The organism is Streptomyces sp. NBC_00162, assembly GCF_024611995.1.
Lineage (GTDB): Bacteria > Actinomycetota > Actinomycetes > Streptomycetales > Streptomycetaceae > Streptomyces.
In genome coordinates this window covers 3005089-3027149 of record NZ_CP102509.1, presented here as the reverse complement: position 1 = coordinate 3027149, position 22061 = coordinate 3005089, and the positions used below count along the sequence as shown (strand labels likewise).

Genomic DNA, 22061 nt, shown 5'->3' with positions numbered 1-22061 from the left:
GGGCTGCGCTACGACGGGAGGCGTCAGCGCGAGACCTTGCCGGCCTTGATGCACGAGGTGCAGGCGTTGAGGCGCTTCGGCGTCCCATTGACCACGGCACGGACACGCTGGATGTTCGGGTTCCAGCGACGCGAGGTGCGGCGGTGCGAGTGGGAAATGCTGTTGCCGAAGCTCGGCCCCTTGGCGCAAACGTCGCAGTTGGCAGCCACAGGTCACTCCAAAGACTTCAGATGCACTTACAGTGAATCCCGGCGCACCGGTATCAGGGATCTGAAGTGGTTTGCCGGGGGGAATGGCCCGACTCTCATCGGGCAACCGGAGCAGCATACAACGACTGCGTCCGTCCAAGAAAACTACCATGACCGCCGCTGCCCCCGCCCCGGGGTCCGGACGTCCGGGCAGTCCTTGGTTACCCTGCGGTGAACCCTGGCCCGCACAAGGAGGAACGCCCGGTGCCGCACGAGCCGCAGCCGCAGCGCCCCGACGAGCTCGACGCCGAAGCGGTGCGCACCTGGAGCTCGCTGGCCCTGGCCGCACTGGGCCGGGCCCGCGAGGACATCGACGCGATCAACGTCTATCCGGTGGCCGACGCGGACACCGGCACCAACCTCTACCTCACCGCCGAATCGGCCGACCGCGCCCTCGACGAGGCCTTCGGGAAGGCCGCCCCGGGCGCCCCGGGCATGACCGACGCCACACGGACCTCCCTGGCCCAGGCCGTACGGGCCTACGCGTACGGGGCTCTCGTCGGGGCCCGGGGCAACTCCGGGACCATCCTGGCGCAGCTCCTGCGCGGAGTGGCCGACGTACTCGGCGACGAGCCCGGCGAGCGGGGGCCCGGCCGGCTGCTGGCCCAGGCGCTGACCCGGGCCGCGGAGGAGGCGTACGGGGCCGTCGCGCACCCCGTGGAGGGCACCATGCTCACCGTCGCCGCGGCGGCCGCCCGCGCCGGCGAGGCGGCCGGGAGCGCGGCGGGAAGCGCCGCCGACGTGGCCCGCGCGGCCTACGACGGGGCCCGCGCCGCCCTGGCCGAGACACCGGGGCAGCTGGCCGCGCTGGGCCGGGCCGGGGTGGTCGACGCCGGGGGCTGCGGGCTGGTCGCCGTACTCGGGGCCCTGTGGCAGGCGCTCTCCGGCCAGGAGCCGGCCCCCGAGCCGGTGCGCGGCCGGGCCGTGTCCGTACCGCAGACCCCGGAGCCCTGCGCGCAGGAGGACGGGCCGGCCTACGAGGTGGTCTACCTGCTCGAGGCCTCCGAGGCGGCGGTCGGGGAGCTGCGCGAACAGCTCGACGGGCTCGGCGACTCCCTGGTCGTGGTCGGCGGCGAAGGGCTGTGGAACGTCCACGTGCACGTCGACGACCCGGGCGCGGCCGTGGAGGCCGGCGTCGTCGCCGGCCGGCCGTACCGGATACGCATCACGCACTTCGGCGACGAGCGGCGCCGGGCCCGGGGCGAGCGCGCCCAGCGGGCCGTGGTCGCCGTCGTCCCGGGCGAAGGGCTGGCCGGGCTGTGCGGGGAAGCGGGCGCGACCGCGGTGCTCGTGCGCCCCGGAGAGGTCCCGGCCGTCGGCGACCTGGTCGACGCCATCCGCCGGGCGCACGCCCGCGAGGTGGTCCTGCTGCCGGGCGGCGCCGAGCTGCGGGCGACCGCGGCCGCGGCGGCCGAGCGGGCCCGGGCCGACGGCGTGCGCGTGGCGGTGATCCCCACCCGGTCGGCGGTCCAGGGCCTGGCCGCCCTCGCCGTGCACGACCCGGAGGGCAGCTTCGACGAGGACGTGGTGGCCATGACCGCGGCGGCCGGCGCCACGCGGTACGCGGAACTCGCCGTCGCCGAACGGCAGTCCTTCACCTCGGCCGGGATCTGCCAGGCCGGGGACGTGCTCGGCCTCATCGACGGCGACGTCGCCGTCATCGGCCCGGGCCTGACCGAGACCGCCGAGGCCGTCCTGGAGCGGATGCTGGGCTCCGGCGGCGAACTCGTCACGCTCGTACTGGGACCCGAGGTGCCGGACACCCTCGCCGAGCACCTGGAGGCGTACGTCCAGCACGGGCACCTGGCCGTGGACACCGTCACCTACCGCGGCGGGCGGTACTCGGCGCCGCTCCTCATCGGGGTGGAATAGCCGGCTTGTCAGCGGCATGGTGTGCAATGGAACACGTGCCCGCGCTCGACGAAGACCTCAAGAAGACGCTCGGTCCCGCCACCGCCAAGGTGCTGGCCGAGCAGCTCGGCCTGCACACGGCCCTGGACCTGCTCCACCACTACCCGCGGCGGTACGCCGAGCGCGGTGAGCTGACCTCGCTGGCCGAGCTCGCCGACCAGATCGACGAGCACGTGACCGTCGTCGCGCAGGTCGCCGACGCCCGGATCCTGAGCTTCAACGGGGGCCGCGGCAAACGCCTCGAAGTCACCATCACCGACGGCAACGGCCGGCTCCAGCTGGTCTTCTTCGGCGCGGGCGTGCACAAGCCGCACAAGGACCTGCTGCCCGGCACCCGCGCGATGTTCGCGGGCAAGGTCTCGAAGTTCAACCACAAGCTCCAGCTGGCGCACCCCGCCTACGAGCCGCTCGGCGGGGACGCCTCCGACCGGGACGCGGCCACCGCCTTCGCCAGCCAGCTCATCCCGATCTACCCGGCCTGCGCGAAACTGGAGTCCTGGAAGATCGCCAAGTGCGTGGACGCGGTGCTGCCCAGCGCCCAGGAGGCCGTGGACCCGCTTCCCGCCGCCCTGCGCGAGGGCCGCGGGCTGGTCCCCCTCACCGAGGCCCTGCTGAAGATCCACCGGCCGGCCACCAAGGCCGACATCGACGACGCCCGCCAGCGCCTGAAGTGGGACGAGGCCTTCGTCCTCCAGGTCGCCCTGGCCCGCCGCCGGCACGCCGACTCCCAGCTCCCGGCCGTGCCCCGCCGCCCCGCCCAGGGCGGGCTGCTCGACTCCTTCGACGCCAAACTCCCCTTCACGCTCACCGAAGGCCAGCAGGGCGTCTCGAAGGAGATCTTCGACGACCTGGCCACCAGCCACCCCATGCACCGCCTCCTCCAGGGCGAGGTCGGAAGCGGCAAGACGATGGTGGCGCTGCGGGCCATGCTCGCCGTCGTGGACTCCGGCGGGCAGGCCGCGATGCTCGCGCCCACCGAGGTCCTCGCACAGCAGCACCACCGGTCCATCACCGAGATGATGGGCGAACTGGCCGAGGGGGGCATGCTCGGCGGATCCGACCAGGGCACCAAGGTGGTGCTGCTCACCGGGTCCATGGGCGTGCCGGCACGGCGTCGGGCCCTGCTCGATCTGGTCACCGGCGAGGCCGGGATCGTGATCGGCACGCACGCGCTGATCGAGGACAAGGTGCAGTTCCACGACCTCGGCCTGGTGGTCGTCGACGAACAGCACCGCTTCGGCGTGGAGCAGCGCGACGCGCTCCGGTCGAAGGGGAAGCAGCCCCCGCACCTGCTGGTGATGACCGCGACCCCGATCCCGCGCACCGTCGCCATGACGGTCTTCGGCGACCTGGAGACCTCCGTCCTCGACCAGCTGCCCGCCGGGCGTTCGCCGATCGCGACCCATGTGGTGCCCGCCAAGGACAAGCCGCACTTCCTCACCCGGGCCTGGGAGCGGGTCCGCGAGGAGGTGGAGAAGGGCCACCAGGCGTATGTGGTCTGCCCCCGCATCGGCGACGAGGAGGAGCCGAAGAAGAAGGCCGCCGCCGAGGACGAGGCCGAGAAGCGGCCGCCGCTCGCCGTCCTGGACATCGCCGAACAGCTCACGCGCGGCCCGCTGGCCGGATTGAGCGTCGAGGTGCTGCACGGGCGGATGGACCCGGCCGACAAGGACGACGTGATGCGCCGCTTCGCCGCGGGCGATGTCAAGGTGCTGGTCGCCACGACCGTCATCGAGGTCGGGGTGAACGTGCCGAACTCCACCGCCATGGTGATCATGGACGCGGACCGGTTCGGCGTCTCCCAGCTCCACCAGCTGCGCGGCCGCGTCGGCCGCGGTGCCGCGCCCGGTCTGTGCCTGCTGGTCAGCGAGATGCACGAGGCGAGCCCCGCCCGGGCCCGGCTGGCCGCCGTCGCCGCCACCCTCGACGGCTTCGAGCTCTCCCGCATCGACCTGGAGCAGCGCCGCGAGGGCGACGTACTGGGCCAGGCGCAGTCGGGCGTGCGCTCCTCGCTGCGGATGCTGGCCGTCATCGAGGACGAGGAGGTCATCGCCCAGGCCCGGGAGGAGGCCACCCGCGTGGTCGCGGAGGACCCGGAGCTGGAGCGGCTGCCGGGGCTGCGGACCGCGCTGGACGCCTTGCTGGACACCGAGCGGGAGCAGTACCTGGAGAAGGGCTGACAATAGGGGGGCCCGCTACTTCCGAAGACCGAAGGACCCTATCGATGACCCGCGTGATCGCCGGCAGCGCCGGCGGGCGACGGCTGGCCGTGCCCCCCGGCACCGGCACCCGGCCGACCTCCGACCGGATGCGCGAAGGCCTCTTCTCCACGTGGGAGTCGCTGCACGGCGTCGAAGCGGCCCGGGTGCTGGACCTCTACGCAGGTTCCGGAGCCGTCGGCCTGGAGGCCCTCTCCCGGGGCGCGGACCACGCCCTGCTGGTCGAGACCGACCCCAAGGCCGCCAAGTCCATCCGGGACAACATCAAGGCCGTGGGCCTGCCCGGCGCCGAATTCCGGTCGGGCAAGGCCGAGCAGGTCATCGCGGGGAGGGCCGCCGGGGACCCGTACGACATCGTCTTCCTGGACCCGCCGTACGCCGTCGGCAACGACGATCTTCGGGAGATCCTGCTCACACTCCGGTCCAATGGCTGGCTCACGGACGATGCGCTCGTCACCGTGGAACGCAGCACCAGGAGCGGCGCCTTCCCGTGGCCCGAGGGCTTCGAGCCGCTCCGGTCGCGGAAGTACGGCGAGGGCACCCTTTGGTACGGTCGCGCCGCCTTCACCAGCGAAGACTCATGAACGAGGGAGTTCAGTTGCGCCGCGCCGTCTGTCCGGGATCCTTCGACCCCATCACCAACGGACACCTCGACATCATCGGACGTGCCTCCAGGCTGTACGACGTCGTGCACGTCGCCGTGATGATCAACCAGTCGAAGCAGGGCCTCTTCACCGTCGAGGAGCGGATCGAGCTGATCCGCGAGGCGACGGCCGACTACGGCAACATCCAGGTCGAGTCCTTCCACGGGCTGCTCGTCGACTTCTGCAAGCAGCGGGACATCCCGGCCATCGTCAAGGGCCTGCGCGCCGTCAGCGACTTCGACTACGAGCTCCAGATGGCCCAGATGAACATGGGCCTGTCGGGCGTCGAGACGCTCTTCGTGCCGACGAACCCCACCTACAGCTTCCTGTCCTCCTCCCTGGTCAAGGAGGTCGCGGCGTGGGGCGGCGACGTCGCCCACCTGCTTCCGGCGCACGTGCACGCGGCGCTGATGGAGCGCCTGCGCGAGCGCTGAGTCACTGACGGGCCGTCAGTCAGTGTCGGGGGGCCGCCCGCTGGCCTTACAGTCGTGGCGTCCGACTCGGGAACCGCCCGAGGCCGAGAGAGTGCGAGCCCCCATGGACGTGCAGAAGAAGCTCGACGAGATCGTCGCGGCCGTCGGCGGCGCCCGGTCCATGCCCATGTCGGCCTCCTGCGTGATCAACCGCGCCGAGCTGCTCGCCCAGCTCGAAGAGGTCCGCGAGGCACTCCCCGGCTCGCTCGCACAGGCACAGGAGCTCATCGGCGGCCGGGCGCAGATGGTCGAGGAGGCCCGCCGGGAGGCGGAGCGGATCATCGAGTCCGCCCACAACCAGCGCGGTTCGCTGATCTCCGACACCGAGATCGCGCGGCGCTCCCAGGCCGAGGCGGACCGGATCCTGGAGGAGGCCCGCCGGGAGGCCGAGGAGATCCGGGCCGAGGCGGACGACTACGTCGACAGCAAGCTCGCCAACTTCGAGGTCGTCCTCACCAAGACCATCGGGTCGGTGGACCGGGGCCGGGAGAAGCTGCTGGGCCGCGGCCCCGGGCTGGACGAGCAGGGCTACCGGGACCCCGACTACGACGAGGCGCCCGAGCGCAGCCACGACCCCGAGACGCAGCGGCAGCAGGCGGACGCGTACGTGGACACCAAGCTGGCGACCTTCGAGGCGGTGCTCTCCAAGACCCTGGAGGCCGTCGGCCGCGGCCGGCAGAAGCTGCTGGGCCGGGTGCCCACGGACGACCTCGGCGCGCACATGGCCGCCCAGGACGCGGCGGGCGGGCAGCAGTCCCGTTCCGGGAGCGACGCCGACTTCCTCGCGGGCCTGGCCGAGCCGCAGCCGGTGCACGCGTCGCCGATCCCGGCGCAGCCCGAGCCTGTGTACGACACGTACTCCTACCAGCAGCAGCCCCAGCAGCAGGACGGCTACGCCTACCAGGGCCACCAGGACCCCTATGCGGGGTACCAGCAGCAGCCCGACCCGTACGCGGGATACCAGCAGCAGCAGCCCGACCCGTATGCCGCGTACCAAGAGCCGCAGGGGCAGCAGCCCTCGCTCGACGAGACCAGCTTCTTCGACACGAGCATGATCAACCTGGATCAGCTGCGCCAGTACGAACAGGGGCGCTAGGCCAGGATTGGGCGCAGAGCGCGCTGCCGGGTATCCTGGCTCTTCGGTCGCGCGTATGCACCGCGATCCATGCTGCCCACATGTGGCTCAATCTTTATGGGCAGCGTCTTTGATCTTCAGCGATCTGTGAAAGCAGGAACGGCCCTGAATACCCGCCTCGACCACCGCAACCCCCTCGTGTTCGACACGCACGAGCTGGGTCGGCGTCCTGGTGCCATGCAGCGGCTGTCCCGTGAGATCGCGGCACCGGCGGACCTCGGTCTCGCCGGCGTCATCGGAGTGCCGGAAGGCACCCCGCTGAAGCTCAAGCTCCGCCTGGAGTCGGTCATGGAAGGGGTGCTTGTCACAGGCACCGCCCGTGCATCGGCAACCGGGGAGTGCGTAAGGTGTCTGGAGTCCGTGGAGCGCGAGCTCAAGGCGGACTTCCAGGAGATGTTTTCGTACCCTGACGCCGACGACCGGACCCGCTCCAAGGCGGAGCCGGCCGACGACGCCGAGGACGACGAGGACACGCTCTTCCTCGAGGACGGTTTGTTCGACCTCGAACCCGTGCTGCGCGACGTGGTGGTGCTCGCACTGCCGCTGCAGCCGGTGTGCCGGGAGGATTGTCTCGGACTGTGCCCCGATTGCGGGCTCAGCCTGAACGACGACCCGGACCACCACCATGACGCCGTCGACATCCGTTGGGCGGCACTGCAGGGACTCGTCGTGACCGATCAGGACGACGAGAAGGACAACATGAGCGGCACTGCCTCTGACGGAGTTCAGGGCGCCGCCGAGAAGCAGGAGAAGTAGCCGTGGCTGTTCCGAAGCGGAAGATGTCGCGCAGCAACACGCGCCACCGCCGGTCGCAGTGGAAGGCTGCGGTCCCCACCCTGGTTTCGTGTGAGCGTTGCCAGGAGCCGAAGCTCCAGCACATTGCGTGCCCGAGCTGCGGCACCTACAACAAGCGCCAGGTCCTCGAGGTCTGAGCGGCTGGTGAGAGGCGCAATGTCTGAGCTGTCCAACGCTGAGAAGCAGGCAGACAGTAACAACGCGGCCTCGTCCCACAAGCTTCTGGAAGGGCGGCTCGGGTATCGACTCGAGTCCGCCCTTCTGGTGCGTGCACTGACCCACCGCTCGTACGCGTACGAGAACGGCGGTCTGCCCACCAACGAGCGGCTGGAGTTCCTCGGGGACTCCGTGCTCGGCCTGGTGGTCACGGACACGCTGTACACGACCCACCCGGATCTCCCCGAAGGCCAGCTGGCCAAACTTCGGGCCGCGGTGGTCAACTCGCGTGCACTGGCGGAGGTCGGGCGTGGCCTCGAACTCGGCTCCTTCATCCGGCTCGGCCGGGGCGAAGAGGGCACGGGTGGCCGGGACAAGGCCTCCATCCTCGCCGACACCCTTGAAGCGGTGATCGGCGCGGTCTACCTCGACCAGGGCCTCGACGCGGCCTCGGAGCTGGTTCACCGGCTCTTTGACCCGCTCATCGAGAAGTCCTCGAACCTCGGAGCCGGCCTGGACTGGAAGACCAGTCTCCAGGAGCTCACGGCGGCCGAAGGTCTTGGCGTACCGGAATACCTGGTCACCGAGACCGGCCCGGACCACGAGAAGACCTTCACTGCTGCTGCCCGCGTCGGTGGTGTCTCGTACGGCACCGGCACCGGCCGCAGCAAGAAGGAAGCGGAACAGCAGGCGGCGGAATCCGCCTGGCGCGGTATCCGTACCGCGGCGGACGAGCGGATCGCGGCTGCGGCCGCGGCCGGTGCGAACGCCGAAGCCGGTGCTCCGGCCGAGGAGGGCGGGGCGCCGACGCCCGCCGACCCGACGCCGAGCGCCTGACCCTTCCTTCGGGGTTTCCCCCGCCCCGCCACCTGCCCCGGCAGGCGGCGGGGCGGTCCCGTTTCCGGGGCCCCGCGACGGGGCCGGTAGGCTCGGCGGCAGCGCCCAGAACCGCATCGCCACCGGAGGAGAACCGTGCCCGAGCTGCCCGAGGTCGAAGTCGTGCGGCGGGGCCTCGAGCGCTGGGTGGCCGGGCGGACCGTCGAGGCCGTCGAGGTCCTGCACCCCCGTGCCGTACGGCGCCACGCGGGCGGCGGGGCCGACTTCGCGGCGCGCCTGCGCGGGGAGACCATCGGGGTGCCGCAGCGGCGCGGGAAGTACCTGTGGCTGCCTCTGGCGGGCCGGGACCTGTCGGTCCTGGGTCATCTGGGGATGAGCGGACAACTGCTCGTGCAGCCCGAGGACGCCCCCGACGAGAAGCACCTGCGGATCCGGGTGCGGTTCACTGATTCCGACAGCGGCTCCGCCGCGGGCGCCGCCGGAACCGAACTGCGCTTCGTGGACCAGCGGACCTTCGGCGGGCTCTCGTTGCACGAGGTCGCCGCCGACAGCACCGACGGGCTTCCCGACGTCATCGCCCACATCGCGCGCGACCCCCTGGACCCGTTGTTCGACGAGGGCGCCTACCACCTGGCACTGCGTGGCCGGCGGACCACCGTCAAGCGGGCGCTGCTCGACCAGTCCCTGATCAGCGGGGTCGGCAACATCTACGCGGACGAGGCGCTGTGGCGCGCCAAGCTGCACTACGAGCGCCCCACGGCCACGCTCACACGCCCCCGGAGCGCGGAACTCCTGGGCCACGTCCGGGACGTCATGAACGCGGCCCTCGCCGTCGGCGGCACCAGCTTCGACAGCCTCTACGTCAACGTGAACGGCGAGTCGGGCTACTTCGACCGGTCGCTCGACGCCTACGGGCGCGAGGACGAGCCCTGCCGTCGCTGCGGTACGCCGATGCGGCGCCGGCCGTGGATGAACAGGTCGAGCTACTTCTGCCCGCGCTGTCAGCGGGCTCCGCGCGTGTCGTCGTAGGTCTGCCGGGCGGTCAGCACGTCCGGCATGCTCCCCTCCAGGAAGTGGATGAGGGAGAGCAGACGGTCCGCCACCTCGACGCCGAGCGGGGTGAGTTCGTAGTCGACGCGGGGCGGGTTGGTCGGCTGTGCCTCGCGGTTGACGATGCCGTCGCGCTCCAGCGCGTGCAGGGTCTGGGAGAGCATCTTCTCGCTCACGCCCTCCACGCGGCGGCGCAGCTCGTTGAAGCGGCACGGGCCCTCGCGCAGAGCGCCCACGGTGAGGCTGCCCCAGCGGCCGGTGACGTGCTCCAGGGTTTCCCGGGACGGGCACGCGCGCGCGAAGGCATCGAACGGTAGTTCGGACTCGGCGCTCTCGGTACAGACGGATGGTGTGTCCATGAGGTAGAGCGTACCTCCGTATAGCGCTAACTGAGGGGTTGCGCTTTCTAAAAGTTAGTGGTTCTCTTTTCCTCGTCGCAGTCTTCCCCCGTCGCACCGCTCCCGTGAGGCGACGGGGACTTCCCGAGGAGAGTTCCCCGTGTCCGGTACCACGCACACCCCCGTCGTCTCGATCGCCTACCACTCCGGCTACGGCCACACCGCGGTCATCGCCGAGGCGGTCCGCAACGGCGCCGCCGAGGCCGGCGCGACCGTCCACTTCATCAAGGTCGACGAGATCGACGACGCGCAGTGGGAGCTGCTCGACGCCTCCGACGCGATCGTCTTCGGCTCGCCGACCTACATGGGCACGGCGTCCGGTGCCTTCCACGTCTTCGCCGAGGCCACCTCGAAGCGCTGGTTCGGCGACGCCTGGCAGGACAAGGTGGCGGCCGGTTTCACCAACTCGGCCTCCAAGAGCGGCGACAAGCTGCACACCCTGCAGTTCTTCCAGATCCTGGCAGCGCAGCACGGCATGAGCTGGGTCAACCTGGGCCTGAAGCCGGGCTGGAACTCCAGCACCGCCTCGGAGAACGACCTCAACCGCCTCGGCGTCTTCGCCGGCGCCGCCGCGCAGACCAACTCCGACGAGGGTGCGGACGCGGTCCACAAGGCCGACATTGCGACCGCCGAGCACCTGGGCCGGCGCGTCGCCGAGCACACCCGCGTCGTCGTCGCGGGCCGCGCGGCCCTGGCCGCGCTCTAAGGCTCGCTAGAAGCCGAAGTCCTGGGTCCACCAGGGGCCGCCGGCGGCGAAGTGGGCGCCGACGCCCAGGGTGCGGAACTCGCAGTTGAGGATGTTCGCCTTGTGGCCCGGGCTGTTCATCCAGGCCTTCATCACGGCCTCGGCGTCGCCCTGGCCGCGGGCGATGTTCTCGCCGCCGAGGCCCGAGATCCCGGCCTTGGTGGCGCGGTCCCACGGGCTGTTGCCGTCGGGGTCGGTGTGGCCGAAGAAGCCGCGGGTGGCCATGTCCTTGCTGAAGGCGCCCGCCAGCGTCGCGAGCGGCGGGTTCGCCCGGACCGGACCGCACCCGGCCTGCGCGCGCTCCTGGTTCACCAGGGTGACCACGGCGGCCTCCTCGGCGGAGTGCCCGTCGAGGGCCGGCGGGGGCGGGGTCGTCGGCGCCTTGGCGGACGGCTTCGGGGGCACGGGGGCGGGCTTCGCCGGGGCCTTGCCGGAACGCGCGGTGGACGGCGCGGCAGAGGGTGAGGCGCTCGGCGAGGCCGAAGCCGATGCCGACGCCGGTGCCGAAGGCGACGCGGAGGCCGATGCGGACGGGCTCGGTGAGGCGGAGGGGGAAGGGGAGGCCGACGGGCCGGCCGAGGGGGAGCCCGAGCCGGTGGGGACGCGGCCGGACAGGTTGGCGAGGCCGCCCTGCTGGTCCACGGCGCTGCCGTCGGGGCTCGCCGAGGCCTTCGCGTGGGCCTCGGTGGAGTCGGAGGCCGAACCGGCGACCCCTACGTAGGGGAAGGAGTCGCCGACCGGCACCATGCCGGTGGTGACGGCGGCCGTACCGAGCGCCACGGCAACCGAGACGCCCAGCAGGCCGGTGCGCAGGGCGGTGCCGCGTTTGCCGCCGCGGCGCGGTGCGGCGTGAAGTCCGTGGCGTCCCATCGGCGTCGTGCCTTCCTTACCAGATCAAGATCGTCCCTTACTCGCCCAAATGGGTGAGTTCATTGGTGCGCGACTGTACGCCATGGGGCAAGGGGGCGATGTGTCCCGAAAGTGTTTGCCCGGTTAGCGTTCACGCATGAATGAAGATGTCCGCCTGATCGCCTGGGTGCGCGGCCGTGTGCAGGGAGTCGGCTTCCGCTGGTTCACCAGGGAGAACGCCCTGGAGATCGGCGGAGTCGTCGGTTTCGCGCTCAATCTCGACGACGGGCGAGTGCAGGTGGTGGCGGAAGGTCAACGTGAGAATTGCCACCGGCTGCTCGACTGGCTGCGCTCGGCCGACACGCCCGGCCGGGTGGACGGGGTGACAGAGATCTGGGGCACACCGCGCGGTGGCTACGACGGCTTCGCGATCCGGTGACCTTTCTGCTGATCATGTACTGATCACACCCCGAGGCCGTCCGCACACGGTCGGATCTGCGCATTCTCCTTCGACGCGTTGCCGACGCGGACGATCCGTGGAAGGCTCGGAGATGAGGATGATCTCCACGCCCCTTGCGGGGCCCGGGCTGCCCGCCGATACGGGGCGTGATCGTGTTGACCGTCAAACTTTTTGGTGAGACGCTGGAAGCCCCGCGCACCTGAGCTGTTTGGCAGTGTTGGCAGTAGTAAGTGCAGTGACTGACAGTCGCTGTCGGACATCCGCGGGTGCGATTCCCTCACGACCCACACCGCTTCGGTCGGTCACTCAGTGTGGAGGACCATCCATCATGGCAAAGGCGCTTCTCGGTTACGTCGGCGGTTCCGATCCGCGACTCCTCGCCGAGATGCGACGGCTTCAGCAGCGCGTCCAGGACCTCGAGTCCGAGCTCGTACGGATTCAGTCCGAAAATGACGCGCTGAACGCGGCCGCCGCTCAGCACGACGGAGACTCGCTGCTCGACAGCATCGAGATCGACGTACCCCAGGCGGAGCCTGCGCTCACCTGATCCGCTCTCATCGTCGCTCGACTCCAGCCCCGCATGATCTGCAAGGGACGCTCCGGCGTCCCTTCTTTCTTTGGACACCGCCTTTCTTTGGACACCGCGCCCCGCGGCATGAGGCCAAGTGGAGGGACTGATTCCTTTGACGTCAGGTTTGCCCTGACCTTCATGGGCGAAACCGAACGCGAAAGGTAGAGTCCGGCGGCGTGCACCTCAAGTCCCTGACCCTGCGCGGCTTCAAATCCTTTGCTTCCGCGACCACCCTGCGCTTCGAACCCGGCATCACCTGTGTCGTGGGTCCGAACGGCTCCGGCAAGTCCAACGTGGTGGACGCGCTGTCCTGGGTCATGGGCGAACAAGGGGCCAAATCCCTGCGCGGCGGGAAGATGGAAGACGTCATCTTCGCCGGGACCACCGGACGTCCGCCGCTCGGCCGCGCCGAGGTCTCGCTGACGATCGACAACTCCGACGGCGCGCTGCCCATCGACTACGCCGAAGTCACCATCACCCGGATCATGTTCCGCGGAGGCAGCAGCGAGTACCAGATCAACGGTGACACCTGCCGCCTGCTCGACATCCAGGAGCTGCTCTCCGACTCCGGCATCGGCCGCGAGATGCACGTCATCGTCGGACAGGGCCAGCTGGACTCCGTCCTGCACGCCGATCCCATGGGGCGCCGCGCCTTCATCGAGGAGGCGGCCGGCGTACTGAAGCACCGCAAGCGCAAGGAGAAGGCGCTGCGGAAGCTGGACGCGATGCAGGTGAACCTCGCGCGCGTGCAGGACCTCAACGAAGAGCTGCGGCGCCAGCTGAAGCCCCTGGGCCGGCAGGCCGCGGTGGCCCGCCGGGCGGCCGTCATCCAGGCGGACCTGCGCGACGCGCGGCTGCGGCTGCTCGCCGACGACCTGGTCACCCTGCGCCGCGCGCTCGACGCGGAGGTCGCGGACGAGGCGGCGCTGAAGGAACGCAAGGAGGCCGCCGAGGCCCGGCTGGCGGAGGCGCTGCGGCGCGAGGCCGAGCTGGAGGAGGCCGTACGGGAGCTCGCGCCGCGGCTCCAGCGGGCGCAGCAGACCTGGTACGAGCTCTCGCAGCTCGCCGAGCGGGTCCGGGGAACCGCGTCGCTGGCGGACGCGCGGGTCAAGAGCGCGACGGCTCCGGCGGAGGAGGAGCGGCGGGGGCGCGATCCCGAGGACATGGAGAAGGAGGCCGCGCGGATCCGCGAGCAGGAGGCGGAACTGACGGCGGCTCTGGAGGCGGCCTCCCACGCGCTGGAGGACACGGCGGCGCACCGGGCGGAGCTGGAGCGGGCGCTGGCCGAGGAGGAGCGGCGGCTGCGGGACGCCGCGCGGGCCATCGCGGACCGGCGCGAGGCGTTGGCCCGGCTGACGGGCCGGCTCGGCGCCGCCCGCTCCCGGGCCGGTGCCGCGCAGGCCGAGATCGACCGGCTCGTCGCGGCGCGCGACGAGGCCGAGGCCCGGGCGGTGGCCGCGCAGGAGGAGTACGAGGCCCTGGCGGAGGAGGTCGGCGGCCTCGACGACTCTTCGGTGGAGGGCGAGTACGAGGCGGCGCGGGCCGGGCTGACCGAGGCGGACGCCGAACTGGCGGCGGCCCGGGACGCGGTGACGGCGGCGGAGCGCTCGCGGGCGGCGGTGTCGGCGCGGCGGGACGCGCTGGCGCTGGGGCTGCGGCGCAAGGACGGTACGGGAGCGCTGCTCGCGGCGCGGGAGCGGCTGGCCGGGCTGCTGGGACCGGCGGCGGAGCGGCTGTCGGTGACCCCGGGGTACGAGGTCGCCGTGGCCGCCGCGCTGGGCTCGGCGGCGGACGCTTTGGCGGTGTCGTCCCCGGCCGCCGCGGCCGCGGCGATCCGCCACCTCCGCGACGCGGACGCGGGGCGCGCCACCCTCCTGATCGCCCCGGCGGCGCCGGCCCTCCCGGGCCAGGCCTCGGCCGCCGGGGCCGGGGCTGCGGTTCCGGGGCAGGCCCCGGGCCCGGTGGGCGCGGCTGCGGGCAGCCTGCTCCCCGGGCAGGCCGGTGCCGGTGAAGGGGCCTTCCCCCACCCCGCCCCTTCCCGAAACGGGGCTCTGCCCGGACCCGCGCCTCAAGCTCCCCCAGGTACCGCTGGGAGGGGCCCCCAGGCGAGGCTGGAATCGCCCTGCGGGCAATCCAGCCCGCGCCAGGCGGACGGGATCAGCCAAAGCCCCGGCAGCGAAGCCGCCGCCGAGTTCGTTCAGGGCGATGCCGAGGTGCGGCGGGCCGTGGCGTGGGTGCTGCGGGACCACTTCGTGGTCGGGACGCTCGACGAGGCCGAGGCCCTCGTCGCGGAGCGGCCCGGCGCGGTGGCGGTGACCGTCGAGGGCGACGTCCTCGGGGCACACCTCGCGCACGGCGGCTCCGCCGGGGCGCCCAGCCTGATCGAGGTGCAGGCGGCGGTCGACGAGGCCGCGGCCGAGCTGGCCCGGCTCGACGGGCAGTGCCGGGAGCTGACCGGAGCCCAGGCGGCCGCCCAGGCGCGGCGGCAGGACGCGGCGGCCCTGGTCGAGGAGCTCGCGGAACGCCGCCGGGCCGGGGAGCGGGCCCGTGCCGGGGTCGCCCAGCAGCTCGGCCGCCTCGCCGGGCAGGCGAAGGGAGCCGCGGGCGAGGCCGAGCGCAGCGTCACCGCGGCGGCCAAGGCCCAGGACGCGCTGGAGCAGGCGCTGCTGGACGTGGAGGAGTGCGCCGGGCAGCTGGCGACGGCCGAGGAGATGCCGGCGGAGGAGGAGCCGGACACCTCCCGGCGGGACCGGCTCGCCGCCGACGGGGCCAACGCCCGCCAGACCGAGATGGAGGCCCGGCTGCAGCTCAGGACCCACGAGGAGCGGGTCAAGGGACTGGCCGGAAGGGCGGATTCACTCGACCGGGCGGCCCGCGCCGAACGGGAGGCCCGCACCCGCGCGGAGCGCCGCCGGGCACGGCTGCGGCACGAGGCGGAGGTCGCCCGGGCGGTGGCCGACGGGGCCCGCCAGCTGCTCGCGCACGTGGAGGTCTCGCTGGGCCGGGCCGACGGGGAGCGCGCCGGGGCCGAGTACGCCAAGGGCCTGCGCGAGCGGGAACTCGCCGAGGCCAGGAACAGCGGCCGGGACCTGAAGGGCGAACTCGACAAGCTCACCGACTCGGTGCACCGCGGGGAGGTGCTCGGCGCCGAGAAGCGGCTGCGCATCGAAGCGGTGGAGGCCAAGGCGCTGGAGGAGTTCGGTATGGAGGCCGCCGGGCTCGTCGCCGAGTACGGCCCCGATCAGCCGGTGCCGCCGTCCCTGCCGGCCGAGGGCGAGGAGCTGCCCGCGGACCCGGAGCACCCCCGGAACCTTCCCGGCCCCTTCGTCCGCGCCCAGCAGGAGAAGCGGCTCAAGGCGGCCGAGCGCGCCTACCAGCAGCTCGGCAAGGTCAACCCGCTCGCGCTGGAGGAGTTCGCGGCGCTGGAGGAGCGCCACCAGTTCCTCAGCGAGCAGTTGGAGGACCTGCGCAAGACCCGCGCCGATCTCCTTCAAGTGGTGAAGGAGGTCGACGAGCGCGTCGAGCAGGTCTTCACCGAGGCGTACCGGGACACGGCTCGGGAGTTCGAGGGGGTCTTCTCGAGGCTGTTCCCCGGCGGCGAGGGCCGGCTGATCCTCACCGACCCCGACAACATGCTGACCACGGGAGTCGACGTCGAGGCGCGCCCGCCGGGCAAGAAGGTCAAGCGGCTGTCGCTGCTCTCGGGCGGCGAGCGCTCGCTGACCGCCGTGGCCCTGCTGGTGTCCATCTTCAAGGCGCGGCCCAGCCCGTTCTACGTGATGGACGAGGTCGAGGCCGCGCTCGACGACACCAACCTGCAGCGGCTGATCCGGATCATGGAGGAGCTCCAGGAGAGCTCCCAGCTGATCGTCATCACGCACCAGAAGCGGACGATGGAGGTCGCCGACGCGCTCTATGGCGTCTCGATGCAGGGCGACGGGGTCTCCAAGGTCATCAGCCAGCGGCTGCGCTGACCAGTTCACTTCAGGAAGTGAACACTGTGGCTCTCTTCACTCGCGCGCAGCGGGTTCTTCACCCCCTATTGACTTCAGAAAGTGAAGTCATAAGCTCTGCCTTGCCGTGTTCGACGTTCAGGTGGTGGTGAGCAGTTTGCTGTGCGCCACTGGAGGAACACGCGCACAGACGCACACCCCCACACCGCCCGCCGTCGACGCCGGGCCCAGGAGCGCATCTTGACCAGCACAGCGAACGCACCCGCGTCAGGCGGTGGCCGGGCGGCCCGCCCCGACCATCTCGGGCACGTCATCTTCATCGCCGCGGCCGCGGCCATGGGCGGCTTCCTCTTCGGCTACGACAGCTCCGTCATCAACGGCGCCGTCGTCGCCATCCGTGAACGGTTCGAGGTCGGATCCGCGGCGCTCGCCCAGGTGATCGCCGCCGCGCTGATCGGCTGCGCCCTCGGCGCCGCCACCGCCGGCCGCATCGCCGACCGGATCGGCCGCATCCGCTGCATGCAGATCGCCGCCGTCCTCTTCACCGCGAGCGCCATCGGCTCGGCCCTCCCGTTCGCCCTGTGGGACCTGGCGATGTGGCGCGTCATCGGCGGCTTCGGCATCGGCATGGCCTCCGTCATCGGCCCCGCCTACATCGCCGAGGTGTCCCCGGCCGCCTACCGCGGCCGGCTCGCCTCCTTCCAGCAGGCCGCCATCGTCATCGGCATCGCCGTCTCCCAGCTGGTCAACTGGGGCCTCCTGAACCTCGCCGACGGCGACCAGCGCGGCGAGATCGCCGGCCTGGAGGCCTGGCAGTGGATGCTCGGCATCATGGTCATCCCGGCCGTGGTCTACGGCCTGATGTCCTTCGTCATCCCGGAGTCCCCCCGCTACCTGATCTCCGTCGGCCGCACCGAGCAGGCCAAGGAGGTGCTGCGCGAGGTCGAGGGCTCGAAGATCGACATCGACGCACGCGCCGCCGAGATCGAGCAGGCGATGCACTCCGAGCACAAGTCCACCTTCAAGGACCTGCTGGGCGGCCGCTTCGGCTTCCTGCCCATCGTCTGGATCGGCATCGGCCTCTCCGTCTTCCAGCAGCTCGTCGGCATCAACGTGATCTTCTACTACAGCTCCTCGCTGTGGCAGTCCGTGGGCATCGACCCGAGCAGCTCGTTCTTCTACTCCTTCACCACGTCGATCATCAACATCATCGGCACGGTGATCGCGATGGTCCTCGTCGACCGGATCGGCCGCAAGCCGCTCGCCCTCATCGGCTCGGCGGGCATGGCGGTCTCCCTGGGCCTCTGCGCGTGGGCGTTCTCCTACAAGGAGGGCAGCGGCGACAACATCACGATGCCCGACACCCAGGGCACGATCGCGCTGATCGCCGCGCACTCCTTCGTGCTCTTCTTCGCCCTGTCCTGGGGCGTGGTGGTCTGGGTGCTGCTCGGCGAGATGTTCCCGAACCGCATCCGGGCCGCGGCCCTCGGCGTCGCCGCCTCGGCCCAGTGGATCGCCAACTGGGTCATCACCGTGTCGTTCCCGACCCTGTCGGACTGGAACCTGTCCGGCGCGTACGTGATCTACACCGTCTTCGCCCTGCTCTCGATCCCCTTCATCCTCAAGTGGGTGCCGGAGACCAAGGGCAAGGCGCTGGAGGAGATGGGGTAACCACCCCCGCCAACACCCCTTCTCCTCGATACTGCCCCGGCTCAGTCCTTGAGCCGGGGCAGTACCTGTTCGCACAGCAGGTGCAGGCTGCGCCAGCCCTCGTCCAGGGGCATCCCGCCGCACAGCGGGTGCAGCACCAGGTTCCCCGCCTCGCCCGCGCCCCGGGCGTACGCGAGCGCCTCGTCCGGCGTGAGGATCCGGTACACGCCCTCCGCGCGCAGTTCGGACACCGAGCGCGCGGCCGACCGTACGGCGCTGCGGATGTCCTTGGACTGCCAGGACGCGTACATGCCCGCCTCGTGCAGGAAGCGCTCGCCGTGCTCGGCCCAGACCCGGTCGGGGTCCTCCGCGATGTGCAGCAGCGGGGTCTCGGCCGCGGGCATCATGCAGAAGCCCTCCGTGCCGTACTCCGCGAGCTTCGCCCGGTAGTACGCCTCCAGCTCCGGCAGGTGCGCGCTGGGGAAGAACGGCAGCCCCAGCCGGGCCGCGCGCCGCGCCGCCGCCTGCGAACTCCCGCCGACCAGGAGCATCGGGTGCGGTTGGGTGAACGGCCGCGGGGTGACCCGTACGGTGCGGCCGCGGAACTCGAAGGGCTCGCCGGTCCACGCCTTCAGCAGGGTCTCCAGCAGCTCGTCCTGGAGCCGGCCGCGCCGCCCCCACTCCACGCCGTGCTGCTCGTACTCCTCCGGCCGGTAGCCGATGCCCGCCACCGTGACCAGGCGCCCGCCGCTCAGCAGGTCCAGCACGGCGATGTCCTCGGCCACCTTCAGCGGGTCGTACAGCGGGCCGATGATCGCCGAGACGGTGACCGCGATCCGGCGGGTGGCACCGAAGACGGCGCCCGCGAAGGCGAAGGGGGAGGGCAGCCAGTTGTTGCCGGTGCCGTGGTGCTCCTCGGTCTGGATGGTGTCGATCCCGCGGTCGTCCGCGTACCTCGCCATCTCCAGCGCCGCCTTGTAGCGGGCGGAGAGGGACTCGGGGGTGCCGCTGGGGTCGACGAGATTGAACCGGGCCACGGTGATGGGCATGGAGAAGTCCCCCTTCGCCGGATGTGGGTGGGCGGGCGAAGGGGGACGTTAGCTGACGTGGCGTCAGTTGGACAGGGATCCGGCGAGCTCGTGCTCCTCGGCCGGAGCGGGCGCGTCCGGGACCGCCGTGCGCGGCAGTACCGCGTACAGCACGCCCGAGGTCAGGATGCCGGCCGCCCAGCCGAGGCCGTTCTCCCCGATCCAGGTGCCGGCGAGCGGCCCGCTGAACCAGTCCACCTTGGTGAACAGCAGGCCTACGACCAGGGCGAGGGCCCACGAGGTCATCGCCTGCCAGGCGAAGCCGCCCCGGTACCAGTACGCGCTGGTCCGCGTGGTGTCCAGCAGCGCGGGGCCGTCGTAGGTCTTGCGGCGCAGCATGTCCACGCCGAAGACGCCGATCCACGCGGAGAAGGCCACGGCCAGCAGGGTCAGGAAGGAGATGAAGGAGCCGAAGAAGCTGGTCGCCACGACCATCAGCAGGAAGCCGAAGACCAGGCTGATGACGGCGTTGACGCTGACCGCCCAGGCGCGCGGGACCTTGATGCCCAGGGTCTGCGCGGTGAAGCCGGCCGAGTACATGGACATCGAGTTGATGAGCAGCATCCCGACGAGCGCGATGAGCAGGTACGGGACGGCGATCCAGATCGGCAGCAGCTCGCCGATGAAGGAGACCGGGTCCTGGGCGGTGGCCAGGTCCGGGGTGCCGACGGCCATGACCGCGCCCATCAGCACCATCGGGAGCACGACCACGCCGGCGCCGCCGATCGTCGCGCCGACCATGCCCTTGGAGGAGGCCGTACGGGGCAGGTAGCGCGTGAAGTCGGGACCGGACGGCACCCAGCTGATGCCGCCGGCGGCGATGGTGCCGATGCCCGCGATCATCATCGCGGTGGAGCCCGCAGGCTTGCCGAAGACGGCGGACCAGTCGGTGGTGAAGACCAGGTACCCCAGGACCAGCACGCTGAACGCGCCGAAGAGGTACGTCGACCACTTCGAGCAGACGCGCAGCGCGTTGATGCCGAGACCCGAGACGACGAAGGTGCAGCCCACGAAGAACAGCAGGGTGACGACGATCAGCGGGGTGTTGCTCTTGATGCCGAAGAGCAGGTCGAGCACGGTCAGGACGGCGTAGGCGCCGCTGACCGCGTTGATGGTCTCCCAGCCCCACCGGGCCACCCATATCAGGGCGCCGGGGAAGAGGTTGCCGCGCTGGCCGAACACGGCCCGCGAGAGCGCCATGCCCGGGGAGCCGCCGCGCTTGCCGGCGATCGAGATCAGCCCGACGATCCCGTACGAGACGATCGGCGCGGCGACCGCGACGACCAGCACCTGCCAGATGTTGAGCTTGTTGAAGATCACCAGTCCGGCGCCCATGGTCAGCAGGAGCACGCTGATGTTGGCGGCGACCCAGGTGGGGACGAGCTCGCGGACCCTTCCGCCGCGCTCGCCGTCCGGGACGGGCTCCAGGCCGCGGGTCTCGATCGCGGTCTCTTCGGCAGGCATGCAGTACTCCGTGGGGGAGGGCGTGGAGGGGAGTCGCCCATCATCGTAGATTTGCCGCTAAGACCACAAATAGAGGCTTACGGCCTGGCGGGAACCTCCAAGGTCCGGGTTCCGGGGCGGCTGTGGCCGATACTGGGTGGGTTATGGACATCCTCATCCTTGCTGTAGTCATCGCCCTGGTCGCGGTCGGCGCGATCAGCGGGCTCGTGGTCAGCAGCCGCAAGAAGAAGCAGCTGCCGCCCACGGCGCCGTCGAGCACGCCGACCATCACTGCCCCGCCCGCCGAACCCCAGGTGGGGGAGGACGCCGCACCGACGGTCGAAGAGCCGCGCCGCACCATCGAGGAGGTCGCCCTCCCCGAGGCGGAGGCTCCCGCTCCCGCGGAGGAGGCCGAGCCGGAGGCTCCGCCCGCCCCCGCGATCGAGGTGCCCGAGCCCACCGCCGGCCGCCTGATCCGGCTGCGCGCCCGTCTCGCCCGGTCGCAGAACTCCCTCGGCAAGGGGCTGCTCACGCTGCTCTCCCGGGAGCACCTCGACGAGGACACCTGGGAGGAGATCGAGGAGACCCTCCTCGTCGCCGACGTCGGTGTCGTCCCGACCCAGGAGCTGGTCGACCGGCTCCGCGAGCGGGTCAAGGTGCTGGGCACCCGCACCCCGGCGGACCTGCGCGCCCTCCTCAAGGAGGAGCTGCTGACCCTGGTCGGCACCGACTTCGACCGCGTCGTGAAGACGGAGAGCGGCGAGGACACCCCCGGCGTGATCATGGTCGTCGGCGTCAACGGCACCGGCAAGACCACCACCACCGGCAAGCTGGCGCGCGTGCTCGTGGCCGACGGCCGCAGCGTGGTGCTCGGCGCGGCCGACACCTTCCGCGCGGCCGCCGCCGACCAGCTCCAGACCTGGGGTGACCGCGTGGGTGCCCGCACGGTACGCGGCCCCGAGGGCGGCGACCCGGCCTCGATCGCCTACGACGCCGTCAAGGAGGGCATCGCCGAGGGCGCCGACGTGGTGCTCATCGACACCGCGGGCCGCCTGCACACCAAGACCGGCCTGATGGACGAGCTCGGCAAGGTCAAGCGCGTCGTGGAGAAGCACGGTCCGCTGGACGAGATCCTGCTCGTCCTGGACGCCACCACCGGCCAGAACGGCCTGACCCAGGCCCGCGTCTTCGCCGAGGTCGTGGACATCACCGGCATCGTGCTGACCAAGCTCGACGGCACCGCCAAGGGCGGCATCGTCGTCGCCGTCCAGCGCGAGCTCGGCGTCCCGGTCAAGCTCGTCGGCCTCGGAGAGGGCCCGGACGACCTGGCGCCCTTCGAGCCGGAGGCGTTCGTGGACGCCCTGATCGGCGACTGAGGGCCGTACGCACACAGACGGGTGCCCCCGCGTTCCGGCCGGAACGCGGGGGCACCCGTC

20 protein-coding genes are annotated in these 22061 nt (G+C 71.4%); 15 read left to right on the top strand and 5 right to left on the bottom strand.

The genetic code is table 11. The features are described from left to right. Positions 1 to 23: 23 nt before the first annotated feature. Positions 24 to 209, bottom strand: coding sequence for a 50S ribosomal protein L28 (rpmB, locus tag JIW86_RS13845; protein WP_073911113.1), 186 nt, complete (start codon positions 207 to 209; stop codon positions 24 to 26). A 243-nt stretch (positions 210 to 452) separates the two neighbouring features. On the opposite strand from rpmB, the gene JIW86_RS13840 reads away from it, so the two are divergent. The 9 genes from JIW86_RS13840 to mutM all read left to right on the top strand — a co-directional run bounded on the left by JIW86_RS13840 (position 453) and on the right by mutM (position 9447). After that, entirely contained in the window at positions 453 to 2120 is a 1668-nt protein-coding gene (locus JIW86_RS13840) for a DAK2 domain-containing protein (RefSeq protein ID WP_257554004.1), read from the top strand. A 26-nt stretch (positions 2121 to 2146) separates the two neighbouring features. After that, complete coding sequence (recG, locus tag JIW86_RS13835) at positions 2147 to 4339, top strand: ATP-dependent DNA helicase RecG (protein ID WP_257554003.1); 2193 nt, start codon at positions 2147 to 2149, stop codon at positions 4337 to 4339. Positions 4340 to 4383: 44 nt separating this feature from the next. After that, complete coding sequence (gene rsmD / locus JIW86_RS13830) at positions 4384 to 4962, top strand: 16S rRNA (guanine(966)-N(2))-methyltransferase RsmD (RefSeq protein ID WP_257554002.1); 579 nt, start codon at positions 4384 to 4386, stop codon at positions 4960 to 4962. A gap of 14 nt (positions 4963 to 4976) precedes the next feature. Continuing rightward, complete coding sequence (coaD, locus tag JIW86_RS13825; protein ID WP_215150770.1) at positions 4977 to 5456, top strand: pantetheine-phosphate adenylyltransferase; 480 nt, start codon at positions 4977 to 4979, stop codon at positions 5454 to 5456. 103 nt (positions 5457 to 5559) lie between these two features. After that, on the top strand, positions 5560 to 6591 hold the full coding sequence (locus JIW86_RS13820) for a cell division initiation protein (protein ID WP_257554001.1): 1032 nt from the start codon (positions 5560 to 5562) through the stop codon (positions 6589 to 6591). 96 nt (positions 6592 to 6687) lie between these two features. Next, complete coding sequence (locus tag JIW86_RS13815) at positions 6688 to 7386, top strand: YceD family protein (RefSeq protein WP_215150754.1); 699 nt, start codon at positions 6688 to 6690, stop codon at positions 7384 to 7386. A 2-nt stretch (positions 7387 to 7388) separates the two neighbouring features. Continuing rightward, on the top strand, positions 7389 to 7562 hold the full coding sequence (rpmF, locus tag JIW86_RS13810) for a 50S ribosomal protein L32 (RefSeq protein ID WP_003965982.1): 174 nt from the start codon (positions 7389 to 7391) through the stop codon (positions 7560 to 7562). Positions 7563 to 7581: 19 nt separating this feature from the next. Further along, the gene (rnc, locus tag JIW86_RS13805) at positions 7582 to 8418 is read left to right on the top strand and encodes a ribonuclease III (RefSeq protein ID WP_215150756.1); all 837 of its coding nucleotides are present in this window, start codon (positions 7582 to 7584) and stop codon (positions 8416 to 8418) included. Between the two features lie 135 nt (positions 8419 to 8553). Then, a complete protein-coding gene (gene mutM / locus JIW86_RS13800; RefSeq protein WP_215150758.1) occupies positions 8554 to 9447 on the top strand; it encodes a bifunctional DNA-formamidopyrimidine glycosylase/DNA-(apurinic or apyrimidinic site) lyase in 894 nt (297 codons plus the stop codon). Here the strand turns inward: mutM and JIW86_RS13795 are convergent. After that, positions 9420 to 9827 (bottom strand): winged helix-turn-helix transcriptional regulator, encoded by a 408-nt coding sequence (locus JIW86_RS13795; protein ID WP_215150760.1) that lies wholly within the window; start codon positions 9825 to 9827, stop codon positions 9420 to 9422. The two genes, mutM and JIW86_RS13795, sit on opposite strands and share 28 nt — an antisense overlap. A gap of 139 nt (positions 9828 to 9966) precedes the next feature. On the opposite strand from JIW86_RS13795, the gene JIW86_RS13790 reads away from it, so the two are divergent. Next, positions 9967 to 10572 (top strand): flavodoxin family protein, encoded by a 606-nt coding sequence (locus JIW86_RS13790; RefSeq protein ID WP_215150762.1) that lies wholly within the window; start codon positions 9967 to 9969, stop codon positions 10570 to 10572. A gap of 6 nt (positions 10573 to 10578) precedes the next feature. Here JIW86_RS13790 and JIW86_RS13785 read toward each other — a convergent pair whose 3' ends face one another. After that, a complete protein-coding gene (locus tag JIW86_RS13785; protein ID WP_257554000.1) occupies positions 10579 to 11481 on the bottom strand; it encodes a CAP domain-containing protein in 903 nt (300 codons plus the stop codon). Between the two features lie 136 nt (positions 11482 to 11617). Here JIW86_RS13785 and JIW86_RS13780 point away from each other — a divergent pair, with 136 nt between their 5' ends. The 4 genes from JIW86_RS13780 to JIW86_RS13765 all read left to right on the top strand — a co-directional run bounded on the left by JIW86_RS13780 (position 11618) and on the right by JIW86_RS13765 (position 18115). Beyond that, positions 11618 to 11899 (top strand): acylphosphatase, encoded by a 282-nt coding sequence (locus JIW86_RS13780; protein WP_257553999.1) that lies wholly within the window; start codon positions 11618 to 11620, stop codon positions 11897 to 11899. Between the two features lie 349 nt (positions 11900 to 12248). Next, positions 12249 to 12467, top strand: coding sequence for a hypothetical protein (locus JIW86_RS13775; RefSeq protein WP_069922122.1), 219 nt, complete (start codon positions 12249 to 12251; stop codon positions 12465 to 12467). Between the two features lie 200 nt (positions 12468 to 12667). Then, complete coding sequence (locus JIW86_RS13770) at positions 12668 to 16465, top strand: AAA family ATPase (protein WP_257553998.1); 3798 nt, start codon at positions 12668 to 12670, stop codon at positions 16463 to 16465. A 219-nt stretch (positions 16466 to 16684) separates the two neighbouring features. Then, positions 16685 to 18115 (top strand): sugar porter family MFS transporter, encoded by a 1431-nt coding sequence (locus JIW86_RS13765; protein ID WP_257553997.1) that lies wholly within the window; start codon positions 16685 to 16687, stop codon positions 18113 to 18115. A gap of 41 nt (positions 18116 to 18156) precedes the next feature. On the opposite strand, the gene JIW86_RS13760 is transcribed toward JIW86_RS13765, so the two are convergent. Together JIW86_RS13760 and JIW86_RS13755 are read right to left on the bottom strand one after the other, a co-directional pair. Next, on the bottom strand, positions 18157 to 19143 hold the full coding sequence (locus JIW86_RS13760) for an LLM class flavin-dependent oxidoreductase (RefSeq protein WP_257553996.1): 987 nt from the start codon (positions 19141 to 19143) through the stop codon (positions 18157 to 18159). A 63-nt stretch (positions 19144 to 19206) separates the two neighbouring features. Continuing rightward, on the bottom strand, positions 19207 to 20646 hold the full coding sequence (locus JIW86_RS13755) for a cytosine permease (RefSeq protein ID WP_215149146.1): 1440 nt from the start codon (positions 20644 to 20646) through the stop codon (positions 19207 to 19209). 143 nt (positions 20647 to 20789) lie between these two features. Here JIW86_RS13755 and ftsY point away from each other — a divergent pair, with 143 nt between their 5' ends. Continuing rightward, positions 20790 to 22001, top strand: coding sequence for a signal recognition particle-docking protein FtsY (gene ftsY, locus JIW86_RS13750; protein ID WP_257553995.1), 1212 nt, complete (start codon positions 20790 to 20792; stop codon positions 21999 to 22001). Positions 22002 to 22061: the final 60 nt, after the last annotated feature.

Coding starts and splice junctions, on each gene's coding strand:
- JIW86_RS13820 (WP_257554001.1), top strand. CDS start 5,560: ATGGACGTGCAGAAGAAGCTCGACGAGATCGTCGCGGCCGTCGGCGGC.
- JIW86_RS13785 (WP_257554000.1), bottom strand. CDS start 11,481: ATGGGACGCCACGGACTTCACGCCGCACCGCGCCGCGGCGGCAAACGC.
- JIW86_RS13760 (WP_257553996.1), bottom strand. CDS start 19,143: ATGCCCATCACCGTGGCCCGGTTCAATCTCGTCGACCCCAGCGGCACC.
- ftsY (WP_257553995.1), top strand. CDS start 20,790: ATGGACATCCTCATCCTTGCTGTAGTCATCGCCCTGGTCGCGGTCGGC.
- JIW86_RS13815 (WP_215150754.1), top strand. CDS start 6,688: ATGGGCAGCGTCTTTGATCTTCAGCGATCTGTGAAAGCAGGAACGGCC.
- rnc (WP_215150756.1), top strand. CDS start 7,582: ATGTCTGAGCTGTCCAACGCTGAGAAGCAGGCAGACAGTAACAACGCG.
- JIW86_RS13795 (WP_215150760.1), bottom strand. CDS start 9,827: ATGGACACACCATCCGTCTGTACCGAGAGCGCCGAGTCCGAACTACCG.
- rsmD (WP_257554002.1), top strand. CDS start 4,384: ATGACCCGCGTGATCGCCGGCAGCGCCGGCGGGCGACGGCTGGCCGTG.
- recG (WP_257554003.1), top strand. CDS start 2,147: ATGGAACACGTGCCCGCGCTCGACGAAGACCTCAAGAAGACGCTCGGT.
- JIW86_RS13755 (WP_215149146.1), bottom strand. CDS start 20,646: ATGCCTGCCGAAGAGACCGCGATCGAGACCCGCGGCCTGGAGCCCGTC.
- JIW86_RS13780 (WP_257553999.1), top strand. CDS start 11,618: ATGAATGAAGATGTCCGCCTGATCGCCTGGGTGCGCGGCCGTGTGCAG.
- JIW86_RS13775 (WP_069922122.1), top strand. CDS start 12,249: ATGGCAAAGGCGCTTCTCGGTTACGTCGGCGGTTCCGATCCGCGACTC.